This window comes from Prosthecodimorpha hirschii (assembly GCF_001305515.1).
In the GTDB taxonomy this organism is placed as follows: Bacteria; Pseudomonadota; Alphaproteobacteria; order Rhizobiales; family Ancalomicrobiaceae; genus Prosthecodimorpha; species Prosthecodimorpha hirschii.
Window position 1 is genome coordinate 690,123 of sequence record NZ_LJYW01000001.1, and the last position, 14,936, is coordinate 705,058.

Genomic DNA, 14,936 nt, shown 5'->3' on the forward strand with positions numbered 1-14,936 from the left:
CGGCGGGCGGGTCTCGTGGCGGGTCGGATCAGACGGCCGGGAAGATCGGCTTGGCGTCCGAGAAGGCGTCCGGGAAGATCACCTTGATGTCGCCGTTCTGGACCTGGGTGTTGACCGGGGCGGCGCCCTGGTTCTGGCCGTTGACGAACTTGGTCGGGCCGTAGGGCATGATGTGGTCGGCGAAGGTGGAGCTCGCCAGCGCCTCGGTGATCTTGGCCCGGTCGCTCGATCCGGCCCGCTCGATCGCGTCGGCGAGGAGCTTCACGCAGGAATAGTTGAGCGGCGTGTTGTAGAGCCAGAAACGGCCGCCGGCCTCGGCGAGCCGGCGCACCTCGGCGGTCTTCGGCTTGCGCGGATCGGCCCAGTGGTTGCAGTCCATGACCAGATTGGCCGCGTCCGGGAATTCCTTGACGAAGCGGAAGTTCGAGGCCGCGCCGTTGAGGATCGCGTAGATGCCCTTCGGGCGGATGCGCTGCTGCTGCATGGTGCGGGCGAGCAGCACGAATTCGGCGTAGTAGCTCGACGGGATGACCAGATCCGGGTTCAGCGCGCGGATGCGCAGCGCCACGTTGGACATGTCGCGCGACGGGGTCGGATGCGCGATGGTCTCCAGGATCTCGAAGCCGCGGCCGGGCAGCTGCGCCTGCAGGAGCTTGGCCATGCCGGAGCCGAACAGGCCGTCCTCATGCACCACCACCACGGTCTTGGCCGGCTTGCCGGCGGCCTCGTTCAGCTTGACGAGGTTTTCGAGCGCCGTCGACGTGACGATGCCGAAGCCCGGGCCGAAGCGGAAGGTGTTGGTCAGGCCGCGGTTGACGATCTGGTCGGAGACGCCGACATCGCAGATATAGGGAATGTTGTAGCGGCTGGCGGCCTGCGAGGCGGCGAGCACGATCGGCGAGGCGAAGCCGCCGACGATGGCCGAGACCTTCTCGGCCTCCATCCGCTCGACCTCCTGGGTGCCGCCCTCCGGGTTCGAGCGGGCGTCGCCGAACACGACCTCGAGCTTGGCCCCGCCGAGCGCCTTGATGCCGCCGGCGGCATTGATCTCGTCGAGGGCGATCTGCGCGCCGAGGCGGCCATATTCGCCGTCCTGGGCGAGCGCCCCGGTGACCGGCTGCAGGATGCCGATGCGGACCGGAGCGGCCTGCGCCCTCAGGATCGCCGGCATGGAGACCAGGGCACCAACGGCGGCACCGGTCTGGAGCAGGGTACGGCGCGTAAGCTCGGTCATGGCTTTCTCCTCTGTCGTGTCTTCGGGCGTTCGTTCACTTCGGAACCCGTGGCGTTCGGATGGGCCGCGGGCACCTTCAGGCGCGTGGTCGGCCGCCAGTGGCGGTCTTCGCCGTCGCCGGCGCGCACGAGTTCCATGCGGAAGGCGTGCTGATCCGGGCGATAGAGCGCGGAAAGATGCTCGATGCCCCGCCCCTCGCCGTCGCGCACCACGCGCGTCAGCGCGATCAGCGCCGAGCCGATCTCGACGCCGAGCGCGGCGGCCGCATCCGGGCCGGCCAGCGTCGCCGAGATGGTCTGCTCGGCCCGGTCGGCCACGACGCCGGAACGCTCCAGAAGTTCGAGCAGCGGGCGGTTGGCGAGATCGCCCTCCGAATAGGTCACGCCGATGCGTTCGGGCACATGGGTGGCGAGATACGAGAAGGGCACGTCGTCGAAGGAGCGCACGCGCAGCGAGGCCTGCGTCCGCTCGCCCGGCCCCAGCCCGAGCGCGGCCGCGATGGCCGGCGGCGGGACCACATAGGCGAAGGACAGGAGACGCACCTTGGACGCCCGACCCATGGCGACCAGATGGGCGAACATGTTGGCGAGATCGGCGACGACGGGCGGACGCCCGTTCGGCTCGGTGACGAAGGTCCCGGCACCGGGCAGCCGCGTCACCAGGCCGTCGCGCGACAGGCCGTCGAGCGCGCGCCGGACCGTGACGCGCGACAGGCCGTGCGTCGCCGCCAGGCTGGGCTCGCCGGGCAGACGGTCGCCGGGTGCCAGCACACCGGTCTGGATCCGCTCCTTCAGGAGCAGATAGAGCCGATGGGTCTTCGAAGATTCGACGGCGTCCAAGAGCCGCGCCTCCGCCGCTGGCCGTCGGAACATCGCGGTTCGGATTCACGGACGGAAGGCGGACCGCCTCCCCCCGACCGAACCGCCGGACTTGCCCGACCGCTCATTGTGTCGGTATTAAAAATGGGACATGTGCCTGTCGTCAAGATCAGACAGGCTAACATCTCAGGAGGCGGCCGTGGCGGAGATCGAAGCGGTGGACGGGGCGGGCTTCGAGGCCGGCTGCGACGTGCTGGTGATCGGCGCCGGCGCGGCCGGCCTGATCGCGGCCCTGAAGGCGCAGGAGGCCGGCGCGACGGTGCTGGTCGTCGAGCGCGATGCGGTCGCGCGCGGCTCGACGGCGCTGTCGGCGGGCCTCATTCCCGCGGCGGAGACGCGCTTCCAGCGCGAGGCCGGCATTGCCGACAGCAAGGCGGGCTTTGCGGCCGACATCCTGGCCAAGGCGCATGGCGAGCCGGACCCCGAAGCCGTCGCGCTCGTGGTCGACCAGGTCGGCGGCGTCCTCGAATGGCTGGCGGACCGGCACGGCCTGCCCTTCTCGGTGATCGACAACTTCACCTATCCGGGCCATTCCGCGCGGCGGATGCACGGGTTGCCGAGCCGCTCCGGCGCCGAACTGATGGACCGCCTGCGCACCGCCGCGGAAGCGGCCGGCATCGACATCGTCACCGAGGCGACCGCCGCCACGCTCTTTGCGGACGGCGACCGGATCGTCGGCGCCGGCCTCGTGCGGCCGGACGGGACCACGGACCGGATCGGCTGCAAGGCGCTGGTGCTCGCCTGCAACGGCTATGGCGGCAACCCGGACCTGGTCGCGGCCCATATCCCGGCGCTGAAGGACGCGCTCTATTTCGGCCATCCCGGCAATCGCGGCGACGCGCTTCTGTGGGGCGAGGCGCTCGGTGCGGCGACCCGCCATCTCTCCGGCCACCAGGGTCACGGATCGGTCGCCCATCCGCACGGCATCCTGATCACCTGGGCGACGATCACCGAAGGCGGCATCCAGGTGAACCGGGACGGCGTCCGCTTCGCCAACGAGGCGCGCGGCTATTCGGAATCGGCCGCCGCGGTCATCGCCGAGCCGGACGGGATCGCCTTCACGATCTTCGACGGCCGCATCGCCGCGATCGCCCGGCAGTTCGAGGATTTCCGCGCCGCGGAGGCCGCCGGCGCCGTGCTGACGGCCGATACCATCGCCGGGCTGGCGGGCCGGATGCATGTCCCGGAGGCCGCCCTCGCCGCGACGCTCGGCGAGATCGCCGCGCTGAAGACCGCCGGTGCGACGGATCGCTTCGGCCGCGACTTCGCCGGCGTGGCGCAACTCGCGCCGCCCTATGCGGCCGTGAAGGTCACCGGCGCGCTGTTCCATACCCAGGGCGGGCTGGTCGTCGACGATCGCGCCCGGGTGATGCGCCGGGACGGGCGGCCGTTCGAGACGCTCTTCGCGGCCGGCGGTGCGGCCTGCGGGGTTTCGGGGGCCGACGCCGGCGGCTATCTCTCCGGCAACGGCCTGCTCACCGCCTTCGCCTACGGCGCCCTCGCCGGTCTCGGTGCCGCGCGCGCCGCCGGCGCAAGCGTGCCGGCCTGAGAGGAAACGTCAGGCCGACGGCGCAGCACGAATGTCTCATGCCCGACGGCGGCACGCGGACGTCGCGCGCCGAATATCGAGCTCCATGGGTGGTGATCGAGCGCATCACTCGGCGCGGTAGTTCACCGCCGTCGTCACAGAGAACTGTCCGCCCGGCGGCGGCGGCAACGAAAGACTGCCGACGAGGCTGCGCGCCGCATCGTCCAGGCTGGCATGCCCGGACGACTGGACGACGGCCGCGCCGCCGACCCGTCCGCCCGGTCCGACCGTGAACCGCAGCACGACGCGGCCGCTGAGGCCGGCCTGCCGGGCGGCCGGCGGATAGGCCTTCCGGCGATTGATCTCGGCGGCCACGATCGCACGGTAGTCGGCGGCCTGCTCGGCGGCGGGCCGTGCGCGGAACCCGACCGCCTCCCCGACCGCCGTTCTCGACCCCGCCCCGGACGCCGGCCGGCTCTCGGATGCCGGTCGGGTCGCGACCGGCCGGCGAGCCGGCGGAGGCGGAGACGCGACGGGAGGCCGACGGACAGCCTGCGGCGTCGGCCTTGCCGGAACCGGCCGGGGCGTGGCGCGCGCCGGCGCGGCCGGCTCGAGCCTGACGGCCAAGCCAACCGCGACGGCCGACGGTTGCACTTCGAGGACCGGCGGTACCGCGACCGGCGGCGCGGCTTCGACGGTCTCCGGCGGCGGGACGGCGGGCAGCGGGCCAATGGGTGGCGGGACAGCAGGTGGCGGGACAGCGGGCGGCATCGGATCGGCCTCGGCAAGCCGGACGGGCGCCGCATCGATGGCCGCCGGGCTGGGCGGTTCGGGCTCCGAATCTGCCACCGGGCGGACTTCAGGCACGGTCTGGTCCGACACGGGCGGCCGATCGGCATACCCCGTCTCGGAGCGCTCAGGCGCGGAGGCCTCGACAGGCGGCGGCTGTGTCGCCGGCGGGACGACATCGCCAGGCGGTCGGTCGGGTTCAGGCGGAGGCGGGTCCGACGCCGCGGTCTCGGCCGGCCCGGCCTCCTGCCCATCCCGAACCGCGACGACCGCCTCCGACAGGACGGGATCGCCCGGCCGGTCCGCGGCGGCGGACTGTTCGGTGGTCACGGCCGACCGATCCTCGACCTCCGCGACGATCTCCGGCGCTGTCGCCACGATCTCGGCCTCGATGGCGATCTCGTCCGAGGGCGTCTCGATCGGCGGCAGGCCTGCCGGCGCGACGGCCAGCACGAGGCCGTGCAGAAGCGCCGACAGCACGAAGGCCGCACCGAGGCGCAGCCGGTCGCCCCCGCGTGCCGGCGCCACGCGGAGGGCGCCGGCACGCGGCGATGCTGAGATGGGTTCCGAAGGGACGATGGCGGCCGACGCGCCCGCCCCAACCCTCACCCCGGCCTCCGCGCGGCGAAGGCGGCCCGGCCGGTCTCCTCGGCGCGCTGCAGGAACCCGGCGAGCATGTCCTCGAGAAGCTTGCGGGCCAACGGCGGTGCCGTGTCGGGCGAACCCGACCGGTATGGCGGATCCGGCGCATATTCGGCCAGCAGTTGGACCGATTCCGCATAGAGCCGGTCGCGCAGATCGGCCACCATGGCGAGGCCGAAATCGACGCCGGCCGTGACGCCCGCGCCGGTGATCCGGTTGCGGTCGCGCACGACCCGGCGGTCGACCGGCTTCGCCCCGAAGATCGGCAGCAGCGAACGCGTCATCCAGTGCGAGGTCGCCTCGTAGCCGTCGAGCAGGCCGGCCGCCCCGAGCAGCAGCGAGCCGGTGCAGACCGACGTGACGAAGCGCGCGCTGCGGCCGCGATCGGCCAGGAAATCCATCGTCGCCGGGTCGCGCATCGCCGCGAGCGTGCCGCTCGTCCCGCCCGGAACGAACAGGATGTCGAGGTCCGCCGGCACCTCGGCGAATGTCGCCGACGGCACCAGGGTCAGGCCGGTATCGCTGACGACCGGGTCCCGGCTGCGCGCGACCACATGGGTGGTGGCGCCCATCAGCGATGTCAGCATGTAGTGCGGCCCGACCAGATCGAGCGCCGTGAAGCCCGGATAGACGAGCATCGCAATCTGTTCCCGGCCCATCCAGGAGGCCGGCATCTCGGTCATGTCATGGGCTGGCGGCGGCGCCTCGGCACCGGCCGCCGGCGGGGTTCCCCCCGCCAGCGCCAGCGCGAGCGCCGCCAGTCCCGTACCGAGGTCGCGTCGCGTCGGGTGCGGCATGACGGCCTCACATCCGCGCGGTCAGCGAGAGATAGACGGTGCGTCCCTCGCCGGGCGCCACGCGACCGTCGAGATAGGGCTGCCGCACCCAGTAGAAGCGATCGCCCAGATTCTTGCCGGTCAAAGCTACCGACCAGGTGTCGCGGTCGTAGCCGATCCGGGCGTCGACCGTGGCGAAGCCGGGGGCGAAGTAGTCGTTGGCATTGGTGATCGCGACCCGGCTCTGCGCCTGGAAGCCGGCACCGACCGAAAGTCCGGCGAACCGGCCGTCGGTCACCCGGTAGGTGCCCCACAGCCGCCCGGAATCCCGCGGCACGCCCTCCACGACATTGCCTTCCGCGATGACGGTGTTGCGGGTGTAGCGCGCGTCGACGCGGGCATAGCTGCCGAGGAAGGACCAGTTCGCGTTCGGCTGCCAGACCATGTCGGCCTCGAAACCGCGCGAGCGCTGCTCGCCGGACTGGATCTGCTGGCCCGGCACAATCGGATTGGCCGTCGGCACGTCGGTCAGACGCAGGTCGAACAGCGCGAAGCTGGCACTGAAGCCATAGGGCAGATCGAGCTTGACGCCGGCCTGGCTCTGGCGGCTCTGCTCGGGGCGCGGAGCGGTCGGACCGTTGAAGAACGGCACGGCGCGCAGGCCCTCGGTATAGTCGGCGAAGACCGAGACGCCCTTGACGACCTCGACCGAGGCGCCGATCCGCGGCAGCACCTTGCTTTCCTGCGTGTGGAAGCTCGACGCGGTGGTCAGTTCCCGAGACCGGATATCGACCTCGGCGAGGCGCAAGGCGGTCAGCAGATGGACCCGCTCCCAGAGGCTTGCCTGCCACTGTGCGGTCAGGCCGCTCTGGACATAGACGTTGTCGATGTCGGTGAAGGTCGTGAACGGTCCCGGAACGGGCTTCACATAGGCCGGGAAGTTCGGATTGGTGAAGTCGACGAAAGCCGCCGGCGTTCCGTCAAGCCGGCCGACATCGGTCACGCGGTTGATGTCGGCCGAGAACAGGACCCGGTTCCGGATCGGCCCGAAATCGAACTTGCCGGCCAGATTGGCATTGGCGGACACTTCCGTGTTGCGTTCGCCGAGGAAGCCGTTCCAGACCAGGAAGGTCGACGGCGGCAGGCTCGGCGTCTGGCCGAGGACGAACTGCGTCGGCTCGTGGAAATCCGAGCGGCTGGCGCGGACGCTGGCGAAGGCGCTCCAGACCTCGTTGAAGGTATGGTCGATGCGGCCGGTCACCGCCTTGTAGTCGGTTCGGCCGTTCGGAAGGTCCCGATCGGCGGAGAACAGCGACGGATCGATCCGGAAGGTCGAGCGGTCGAGCGTGCCGACCGCCGGCAGGCCGGCATAATCCTGCTGCTCGCGATGGCTGAGCCGGGCCTGCAGCGTGAGCTTGGTGCCCTCGTTATTGGTGAGGACCAGGGTCGGATTGAGTTCGTAGCTGCGCCGGTCGAGGCCGTCGATCTGGGTTCCGGTCCGCTCGTAGCTGCCGGTGACGCGGAACAGCACCGTGCTATCCTTGGAAACCGGAACGTTCAGGTCGAACCAGGGATTGAGCTTGCCGTAGCCGCCGGCGGTGACGCCGAACTGATAGGACGGGATCAGCGACGGCATCTTGGAGACGACGTTGACGACGCCGCCGACCGGATTGGGGCCGCCCTGATAGAGGATGCTGGCCGGTCCCTTCAGGACTTCGATGCGCTCGACATTGGCCAGGCTGTCGCGATCGCCGTTGTCGTAATAGTTCGGCAGGCCGTCGACGAAGCGTTCGCCGTTGAAGCCGCGGACGGACGGATAGACCTGTCCGAGGGCGGTGGTCTGCGGCGGCTGCACCGCCGAGACGTTGCGCATCGCCTCGCTCTGGCTGACGGCGCCCTGCGCCTCGATCGCCTGGCGCGGCAGCACGGTGACGGCCTGCGGCAGGTTCAGGAGCGGGGTTTCGATCTTGGTGGCGCTGGCGCTGGTCAGGGCCTGCCAGCCGCGGACCGGGCCCGCGCTGGTCTTGGTGACCCCGTCGCGGGGCGCGTCGACATTGACTTCGATGACGGCGGAATCGGGTTGGGCGGCGGTCTGGGCTCCGGCGGTCGCGGGATGAAGCATCCCGGCCGACACGGCCACCGCGCCGCAAATCACGGCGTTGCGCATGAAGCGTCTCCTGTCAGGTCCTGGTTTTGGCCCCTGGAGCGTTTCCTTGGCGATCGGATGGAACCATCCGTCCGACAAGGAATGCTCCAGGTTCAATGCCTTGAGCCGGTCCCCTTCATCCGGATCGCTTCGATCCGGACGGGACAGGCTCTAGGGGCGGCTCAAACCGGGAGGACAGGGGGAGCGCGGGCGCCGTGTCGGGCCGGCGCCAGATCGGGCCGCGGCACGACCCTTTCGATGACGTCGAAGGCGATGCGGCGCGGCGCCGGTTGGGGAAGCCCGTCGCATGGCGAGACCGGCCGGAGGGCCGGTTGATCGATCGAAATTCGCGAATGCGCGCTGAAACAGCAGGGATGATCGCATCCGCCCCGTTCGGGATCGGCCGGCAGGCCGGACGAAGACAGATCGGCAGTGCCGCCGTCATGGGTGCAGATCGTGCCCAGCAGCGCGATCGCTTCGGAGGCCGGACCGCCCAGGGTCCGGAGCGACGGCCCCGGTCCGGCGGCGCGGCTGACGAGACCGGAAACGGCCAGAATCAGGCAACAGACGACCACGGCGACGAAGCGCGACGGCCGCAGACCTGAGATCCTCCCGAACATGAATGCACGCTAGCGGGACAGGCGCGGTTCCGAAACGTCAATCATGGCCGTTTTCGGGTCCGCGGATCGGGAAGCGGCCGGTGTTGCAATTGCGCAAGCCATGCGTTCTCGGGGCGCCGCGCGACGCATCCCGGTGGCCGGCTTGCGGCTCCGGTATCGTGCAGGCCGGCCGGAACACCGAAACAAGGCCGCATCCCGGAGGGACGCGGCCTTGGATCGAGACTAGGGATACTTGAAAAGCCGGGTATCTCAAAGGGTCTTGCTGCTGAAACTCAGACCGCGCCGAGAAGCGCGAAATTGTCCTGACGGGTACGCTGCGCGACCCGGTCCTCGAGGCTCTGCAGGAGCGCCGGCGTCAGCGGCAGGACGAAGGCGACGACGGGTTCGCCATCGACGGATTCGGGAATGCCGAGCGGACGCGGCATGTAGCCGACCTGCAGGAAGCGGGTGATCCAGGTCGGGTGTCCCTGCAGGGACAGTTCGCGAATGCCCGCCTGCAGGGCATACTGCGCGACGGTGTGGAGCATCGCCCCGCCCTCGAAGGACCACAGGCCCTGGCGGCGATAGGGCCATGCCGTGGTCCAGCGGGTCCATTCCCAGACATGGTCGCCCTTCGGATAGCCGCGCGGCGCCAGATGCGGATAGATGTCCGAGAGAAGATGCGGACGGGTCGTCGGAAGCAGGCGACTGTAGGACGCCAGCTTGCCGCCATCGAGCATCATGAAATGCACGGCATCTTCGTGATCGAACTGGTCTCTTTCGCGGCCGTCGGACTTGCGGACGGCTTCCCAGCCCATTTCTTCGACGAACGTCTTGTGCCTGAGACGAAAGGCCTCATCGAACAGTTCAGGATATTTCCATTCATCCTTGCCCTTGAGCGTGAGCACCTTCATCTGCACCCTCCTACCTTGCGGTAGGAGGATGACCAGGAGCCCTATCCAGGCATATCCCGTAGCCCTCAGGGGTTGCCTAGTTGATCAAACCTTCTCTCATGCAACGGGCGATCAGTTGCGGCCGTGTCCGCGTGTTCAGTCGACGCGCCGCCGCATAGAGATATTCGTTCACGGTGGCCTCGGAAACACCGATGATCTGGCCGATCTCCCAGGAGGTCTTGCCAGCCGCAGTCCATTGAATGCACTCGCGTTCCCGGCGCGAGAGATGGACCGGCTTCTGCCCGCCGGAGCGATCCGGCGCCTGCCGCCGGAGGCACTCGTAGGCGTAGATGCTGATCAGATGCAGCGCCGCCTGGGCGCGCGAATCGATGCATAGCTGGTCGGTGCCGAAGGACACCCCGGCTTCCAATCCGTTCAGATCGTGGATCGGTACCGCAATACCGTCATTGAGACCGAACTCGGTCGCCTCGTCGAGAATCTTCCTTTCGACGGCGCTCAGTGTCTGCTCGCGCACGTCGCTCCAGCGAAACGGTTGCAGAGACATTCGGACACGTTTGACGGTCGGATCGACCTGATCGTACTTCTTGGCCAAATATCGCTCGCCCCATGCCTCCGGCCAATTCGCCGACAGCAACAGCGTGTCGAGCATTTCTCCGGGTCGGGGCAACCCGGTTACGACGACGGAATTGAATCCGAAGTCGGACATGACCTTGGAAAGCTCCCCGATGACCGAGGGATAGTCCTTGCTCGTCCGTAATCGCTCGACTACGTCGAGCGCATATTGTTCCGCATTCATGCTGCACCCGGATCGCCGATCTCGCGGCTTCGATTCAAACTCTTTGCATGAAATATGCAAGACCCAGAAAGCAGGGAAAGACCGACCAAAGTCGTTTTACGAACCCGAAACAAGGCCGCGCGGTTTCGGCCAGGGTTCCGGCGGCCATCGATCGCCGCCACCGAGGGCACGTCCCTTGCCGACCTCACCGGGAGAGCGACGGTTTGTGCTGGATTGCCCCCGAACGCGTCGACCCGACCACGCCAAGACTCCGGCCAATCTGAAATGTCAGACAAGCTCACCCGACATCATCCATGGATGGCAGACTTGACAGCACTAGGTCAATCGTCCTAATCATCTCTAGGACGATTGACCTAAGCCGTCAGGTTGTACCGCTTCCGTCGATCGGCAACGGGCAGGACGAGGACCGAGGATCGGGAACCATGGCGGCCGGAACCACGCGCGACCAGATCACCGCCGCGGCGGACAGGCTCTTCTACGAACGCGGCTTCGAAGCGACGTCGTTCGCCGACATCGCCGCGGCCGTGAACCTGTCGCGCGGCAATTTCTACTATCACTTCAAAAGCAAGGACGAGATCCTCGCGGCCGTGATCGCGCGCCGGGTCGAGACCACCCGGGCCGCGCTCGACGCCTGGGCGGCCGCCGCGGCGGGCCCTGCGGACGGCATTCGCAGCTTCATCGGCATGCTGGTCGCGAACCGCGCCAAGATCATGCGGCACGGCTGTCCGGTCGGCACGCTGTGCGCCGAACTGGCCAAGCTCGATCATGCCGCGCAAGGCGACGCGGCCGCCATCTTCACCCTGTTCCGGACCTGGCTGGCCGACCGCTTCGCCGCCCTCGGCCACGGCGCCGACGCGGATGCGCTGGCGCTCCACGCCCTGATGCGCAGCCAGGGCATCGCCGCTCTGGCGACGGCGCTGCACGACGAGGCCTTCATCGACCGCGAAGTCGAGGCCCTGGAGGCGTGGCTCGACGACCTGCCGCAGGCCCCTGCCCGCCCCTGAACCGCCCCCCTTATCGATGAGGAGATCGATCGATGTTCGTCGTCACGCTCAGCTTCGCCGCCAACAAGGCCGAGGCGCCGCAGCATATGGACGGTCACAATGCCTGGATCCGGCGCGGCTTCGAAGACGGCATCTTCCTGATGACCGGCAGCCTTCAGCCGGCCGCCGGCGGGGTCGTGATCGCCCACAACATCACGCGCCCGGCCCTGGAAGCCCGGCTCGGCGAGGATCCGTTCGTCGCCGAGAACGTGGTCAGCCCGACCATCCTGGAGATCGCACCCGGACGCACCGACGCGCGCCTCGACTTTCTGAAGGCGTGACGGCGGGCGCCGCCACGCCGTCGCGAACCTCTGGGACCGTGACCGCTTAGGACGCGCCGGCCCGAGCGTCGCCGATCGGGCGGACGGATCCTATCCGCCAGCGCACTCGGTTCGCCGGATCAGGCGGCCGCGCGCGCGCCGTCGCGGTTGGCGCGGAGCTGGCGCATCCATTCGCGCATGACCAGCCCGTGATCGTGCCAGGTCCGGCCGCTGACCAGGTTGCCGTCGACGACCAGCGGCGCGTCGACGAAGATGCCGCCGCAGATTTCCAGGTCGAAGCGGCACTTGCGCACGCAGGACATACGGCGCCCGGTCACGCAGCCCGCCCGCGCCGGGATTTCCACACCGTGGCAGACGCTGGCGATCGGCTTGCCGGTGTCGAAGAAGTGCCGGGTGATCCGGATCAGATCCTCGTCGTCGCGGATATATTCGGGCGCCCGCCCGCCGGAGAAGAAGATGCCGGCATAGTCGGCCGGGTCGACATCTCGAAAGGCCGTGTCGGCCTCGATGATGTAGCCCTCCCACTCGCGCGTGATCGTCCAGCCGGGCCGGACCTCGTGCAGGACCATCTGGAAGGCCCGCTTCTCGGGACCCGCCACGACCGGCTGGAAGCCGTCCTCCTGCAGACGGAGATAGGGGTAGAGCGTGTCGAGCGTCTCGGACGCATCGCCGACGATGATGAGCGCCTTGTCGGACTGCACGGAAATCTCCTTCGGATTCAAAGCGCGAGGCGCTGCTCGTCGAGCACGCCGCGCGACAGGAAGATGCGGGTGATGGCGTCGGTCAGCGCGGCGAAGCGCGGATCGTTACGGGCGGCAAGGCCGCGCGGGCGCGGCAGGTCGACGTCGAAGACGTGGTCGACCGTTCCCGGCCGCTGGCTCATGACGATGACCCGGTCGGCGAGCAGCACGGCCTCGTCGATCGAATGGGTGATGAAGAAGACGGTCATCCGCTCGCGCAGCCACAAGGCCTCCAGGTCGAGCCGCATCTGCTCGCGCGTCAGCGCGTCCAGCGCGCCGAAGGGCTCGTCCATCAGCAGCATGCCGGGCTGGTGGACGAGGCCGCGGGCGATTGCCGCCCGCTGCTGCATGCCGCCGGACAGTTCGTGCGGATAGCGGTTCTCGAAGCCGCCGAGCCCGACGGCCGTGAGGAGCGTCCGCGCACGCTCGCGGGCCTCCGGTCCGTCGATGCCGCGCATCTCCAGCTGCAGCAGCACGTTGCCGAGAATGTCGCGCCAGTCGACCAGGGTCGCCTTCTGGAACACGATGCCGGTATCGGCGCGCGGCCCGACGACCGGCTCGCCGGCGACCCGGACGGAGCCCTCGCTCGGCATGACCAGCCCGGAGACCAGCCGCAGGAGCGTGCTCTTGCCGCAGCCGGACGGGCCGACCACCGCGACGAAGGCCCCGCGCGCGATCTCGATGTCGACGCCGGCGAGCGCCGTCGTGCGCTGCAGGCCGCGCACGAAAGTCTTGCCGACGCCCTTGAGGACGATCTGAGCCTCAGCCATCGCCGCCTACTTGGCGAAGTCGTTGGTGAAGAAGGCGGAGCCCGGCTTGTCGGTGGCGAGCGACTGGTAGGTCTTCAGGAGCGTGACGGTATTGTCCCAATCCGACGCCGCGCCGATACCGAGCGGCAGGCCGGCGGTGGCGGCCGAGGTCAGCTTGGCCAGCGACACGTCCATCTGCTGGCGCAGCACCTTGCCGTCCAGTTCGGGCTTGGACGCGACCGTCGCGGCGATCGCGCCGTCCGGGTCCTTCTGCGCCTCGACGAAGGCCTTGCGGGTCGCGCGCACGAAGCGGCGGATCAGGTCGGGGCTGGCCGCGATGGTCTTCTCGTTGGCGACGACGGTCAGGCCGACCAGCTTGACGCCGAGATCGTCGTAGCTGAGCACCGAGGCCGCGACGCCGCGCGCCTCCATGACGAAGGACTGCGCATCGACGCTGCCGAGCGTGGCGTCGGCGCGCTTTTCGAGAACGGCGACCACCTTGCTGGCGGCATCGACATTGACGAAGCGGATCTTCTTCTCGTCGAGCTTGTTGGCGCTGATCACGGCCGGAAAGAGCTGGGTCAGCGCGTCGCCGGCGGTGACCGCGATGGTCTTGCCCTCCAGATCGGCGGCCCGGACGATGTTGGCGTCCTTGCGCGCGACGACGGCGAAGATGCCGCTGTTCATCACCGACATGACGGTCCGGATCGGGATGCCGCGGGTGACGCTGACGATCACCGTGCCGGCATCGACAACGCCGAAGGTATCGCTGCTGGCGCCGATCGCCTGCGCGGTCGCGGCGCCGCCGCGGCCCTCGTTGACGGTCAGATCGATGCCCTCCTCCTTGTAGAAGCCCTTCTTGACCCCGTAGTAGAACGGGGCGTGAAAGCCGAGGATCTGCCAGTTCAGCCGCAGACTGACGGCATCGTCGGCGCGCGCCGTCGCGGCCGAGACCAGCATCGCGGCGAGACCGGCGATCAGGCCGAGCTTTCCAAATCTTGCCATTGTCATTCCTCCCGTGGCGTTCTTGTTTTCAGGTTCTGTTATGCACCTGCCTGATCGGCGCGCATGGAGACGTGCCAGGGCACGACCAGCCGTTCGACGAATTCGATCAGGAAGTAGAAGACCAGCCCGATGACGCCGAGCACGATGATGGTGGCGAAGACCATCGGGGTGGCCAGCTGGCCGTTATAGGTGATGATCAGGTAGCCGAGCCCGCTGTCGGAGGCGACGAATTCGGCCACCACCGCCGCCGTCGAGGCGAGCGCGGCGGCGATCTTCAGGCCGACGAAGATCGACGGCAGGGCGCTCGGAAAGCGGATCTTGTAGAAGGTGCGCAGCGCGCCCGCGCCGGTCGAGCGGGCCAGTTCCATCACGCCCGGATCGACCGATTTGAAGCCGACCACGGTGTTGACCACGATCGGGAAGAAGGTCAGCAGGAAGACCAGCAGAACCTTCGGCATGGTGCCGAAGCCGAACCAGACGATGAACAGCGGCGCGATGGCGATCTTGGGCAGGATCTGGAGAAAGACCACGATCGGGTAGATCGAACGCTCGACCTGCGGCGAGTAGGCGAGCGCCATCGCCAGCGGGATGCCGACCAGGACGCTGAGCACGAAGCCGGCGACCATGTTGAGCGTGGTGATCCACGAACTGTCGGCGATCCGCGGCCAGTTCCGGGCGAAATCGGACGCGATCACCGAGGGCGCCGGCAGGAGATAGGTCGGTATGCCGAGAAGGCGCGTCGCGCCTTCCCAGACGACCAGCAGGGCGATCGCCGTCGCGATCGACGAGAGCGCGCCGCCATTCTTCTCGAACATC

Annotated in this window: 15 protein-coding genes; 3 read left to right on the top strand and 12 right to left on the bottom strand. The window is 68.8% G+C overall.

Going from position 1 to position 14,936, the window contains the following annotated elements; translation table 11 throughout:
• Positions 1–28: 28 nt before the first annotated feature.
• Together ABB55_RS02915 and ABB55_RS02920 are read right to left on the bottom strand one after the other, a co-directional pair.
• Positions 29–1,234, bottom strand: a complete 1,206-nt coding sequence (locus tag ABB55_RS02915) for an ABC transporter substrate-binding protein (protein WP_054357465.1) — start codon at positions 1,232–1,234, stop codon at positions 29–31.
• Positions 1,231–2,073, bottom strand: coding sequence for a GntR family transcriptional regulator (locus tag ABB55_RS02920; protein WP_244471956.1), 843 nt, complete (start codon positions 2,071–2,073; stop codon positions 1,231–1,233). The genes ABB55_RS02915 and ABB55_RS02920 overlap by 4 nt, the downstream gene beginning before the upstream one ends.
• Before the next feature lie 178 nt (positions 2,074–2,251).
• On the opposite strand from ABB55_RS02920, the gene ABB55_RS02925 reads away from it, so the two are divergent.
• Positions 2,252–3,661 carry an FAD-dependent oxidoreductase gene (locus ABB55_RS02925; protein WP_054357466.1) on the top strand — a complete coding sequence of 470 codons (1,410 nt, stop codon included), beginning with the start codon at positions 2,252–2,254 and terminating at the stop codon, positions 3,659–3,661.
• 105 nt (positions 3,662–3,766) lie between these two features.
• On the opposite strand, the gene ABB55_RS02930 is transcribed toward ABB55_RS02925, so the two are convergent.
• The 6 genes from ABB55_RS02930 to ABB55_RS02955 all read right to left on the bottom strand — a co-directional run bounded on the left by ABB55_RS02930 (position 3,767) and on the right by ABB55_RS02955 (position 10,302).
• Complete coding sequence (locus ABB55_RS02930) at positions 3,767–4,759, bottom strand: energy transducer TonB (RefSeq protein ID WP_152981901.1); 993 nt, start codon at positions 4,757–4,759, stop codon at positions 3,767–3,769.
• Between the two features lie 275 nt (positions 4,760–5,034).
• Positions 5,035–5,868, bottom strand: coding sequence for a DJ-1/PfpI family protein (locus tag ABB55_RS02935; RefSeq protein ID WP_054357468.1), 834 nt, complete (start codon positions 5,866–5,868; stop codon positions 5,035–5,037).
• 7 nt (positions 5,869–5,875) lie between these two features.
• Positions 5,876–8,014 (bottom strand): TonB-dependent siderophore receptor, encoded by a 2,139-nt coding sequence (locus tag ABB55_RS02940; protein WP_054357469.1) that lies wholly within the window; start codon positions 8,012–8,014, stop codon positions 5,876–5,878.
• Positions 8,015–8,175: 161 nt separating this feature from the next.
• Positions 8,176–8,613, bottom strand: a complete 438-nt coding sequence (locus ABB55_RS02945; RefSeq protein WP_054357470.1) for a hypothetical protein — start codon at positions 8,611–8,613, stop codon at positions 8,176–8,178.
• Between the two features lie 272 nt (positions 8,614–8,885).
• A complete protein-coding gene (locus ABB55_RS02950) occupies positions 8,886–9,506 on the bottom strand; it encodes an acyl-homoserine-lactone synthase (RefSeq protein WP_054357471.1) in 621 nt (206 codons plus the stop codon).
• Positions 9,507–9,582: 76 nt separating this feature from the next.
• Positions 9,583–10,302 carry a LuxR family transcriptional regulator gene (locus ABB55_RS02955; protein ID WP_083463303.1) on the bottom strand — a complete coding sequence of 240 codons (720 nt, stop codon included), beginning with the start codon at positions 10,300–10,302 and terminating at the stop codon, positions 9,583–9,585.
• 422 nt (positions 10,303–10,724) lie between these two features.
• On the opposite strand from ABB55_RS02955, the gene ABB55_RS02960 reads away from it, so the two are divergent.
• Together ABB55_RS02960 and ABB55_RS02965 are read left to right on the top strand one after the other, a co-directional pair.
• Positions 10,725–11,306 (top strand): TetR/AcrR family transcriptional regulator, encoded by a 582-nt coding sequence (locus ABB55_RS02960; protein ID WP_054357473.1) that lies wholly within the window; start codon positions 10,725–10,727, stop codon positions 11,304–11,306.
• Positions 11,307–11,338: 32 nt separating this feature from the next.
• Positions 11,339–11,626 (top strand): YciI family protein, encoded by a 288-nt coding sequence (locus ABB55_RS02965; protein WP_054357474.1) that lies wholly within the window; start codon positions 11,339–11,341, stop codon positions 11,624–11,626.
• A gap of 119 nt (positions 11,627–11,745) precedes the next feature.
• On the opposite strand, the gene ABB55_RS02970 is transcribed toward ABB55_RS02965, so the two are convergent.
• Genes ABB55_RS02970 through ABB55_RS02985 form a run of 4 tightly spaced genes read right to left on the bottom strand, consistent with a single transcriptional unit; the run spans position 11,746 to position 14,935 of the window.
• Positions 11,746–12,327, bottom strand: a complete 582-nt coding sequence (locus ABB55_RS02970; protein ID WP_054361807.1) for a DJ-1/PfpI family protein — start codon at positions 12,325–12,327, stop codon at positions 11,746–11,748.
• Between the two features lie 17 nt (positions 12,328–12,344).
• Positions 12,345–13,136, bottom strand: a complete 792-nt coding sequence (locus tag ABB55_RS02975) for an ABC transporter ATP-binding protein (RefSeq protein WP_054357475.1) — start codon at positions 13,134–13,136, stop codon at positions 12,345–12,347.
• Between the two features lie 6 nt (positions 13,137–13,142).
• On the bottom strand, positions 13,143–14,120 hold the full coding sequence (locus ABB55_RS02980) for an ABC transporter substrate-binding protein (RefSeq protein ID WP_054357476.1): 978 nt from the start codon (positions 14,118–14,120) through the stop codon (positions 13,143–13,145).
• 38 nt (positions 14,121–14,158) lie between these two features.
• Positions 14,159–14,935, bottom strand: coding sequence for an ABC transporter permease (locus tag ABB55_RS02985; RefSeq protein WP_054357477.1), 777 nt, complete (start codon positions 14,933–14,935; stop codon positions 14,159–14,161).
• Position 14,936 lies beyond the last annotated feature (1 nt).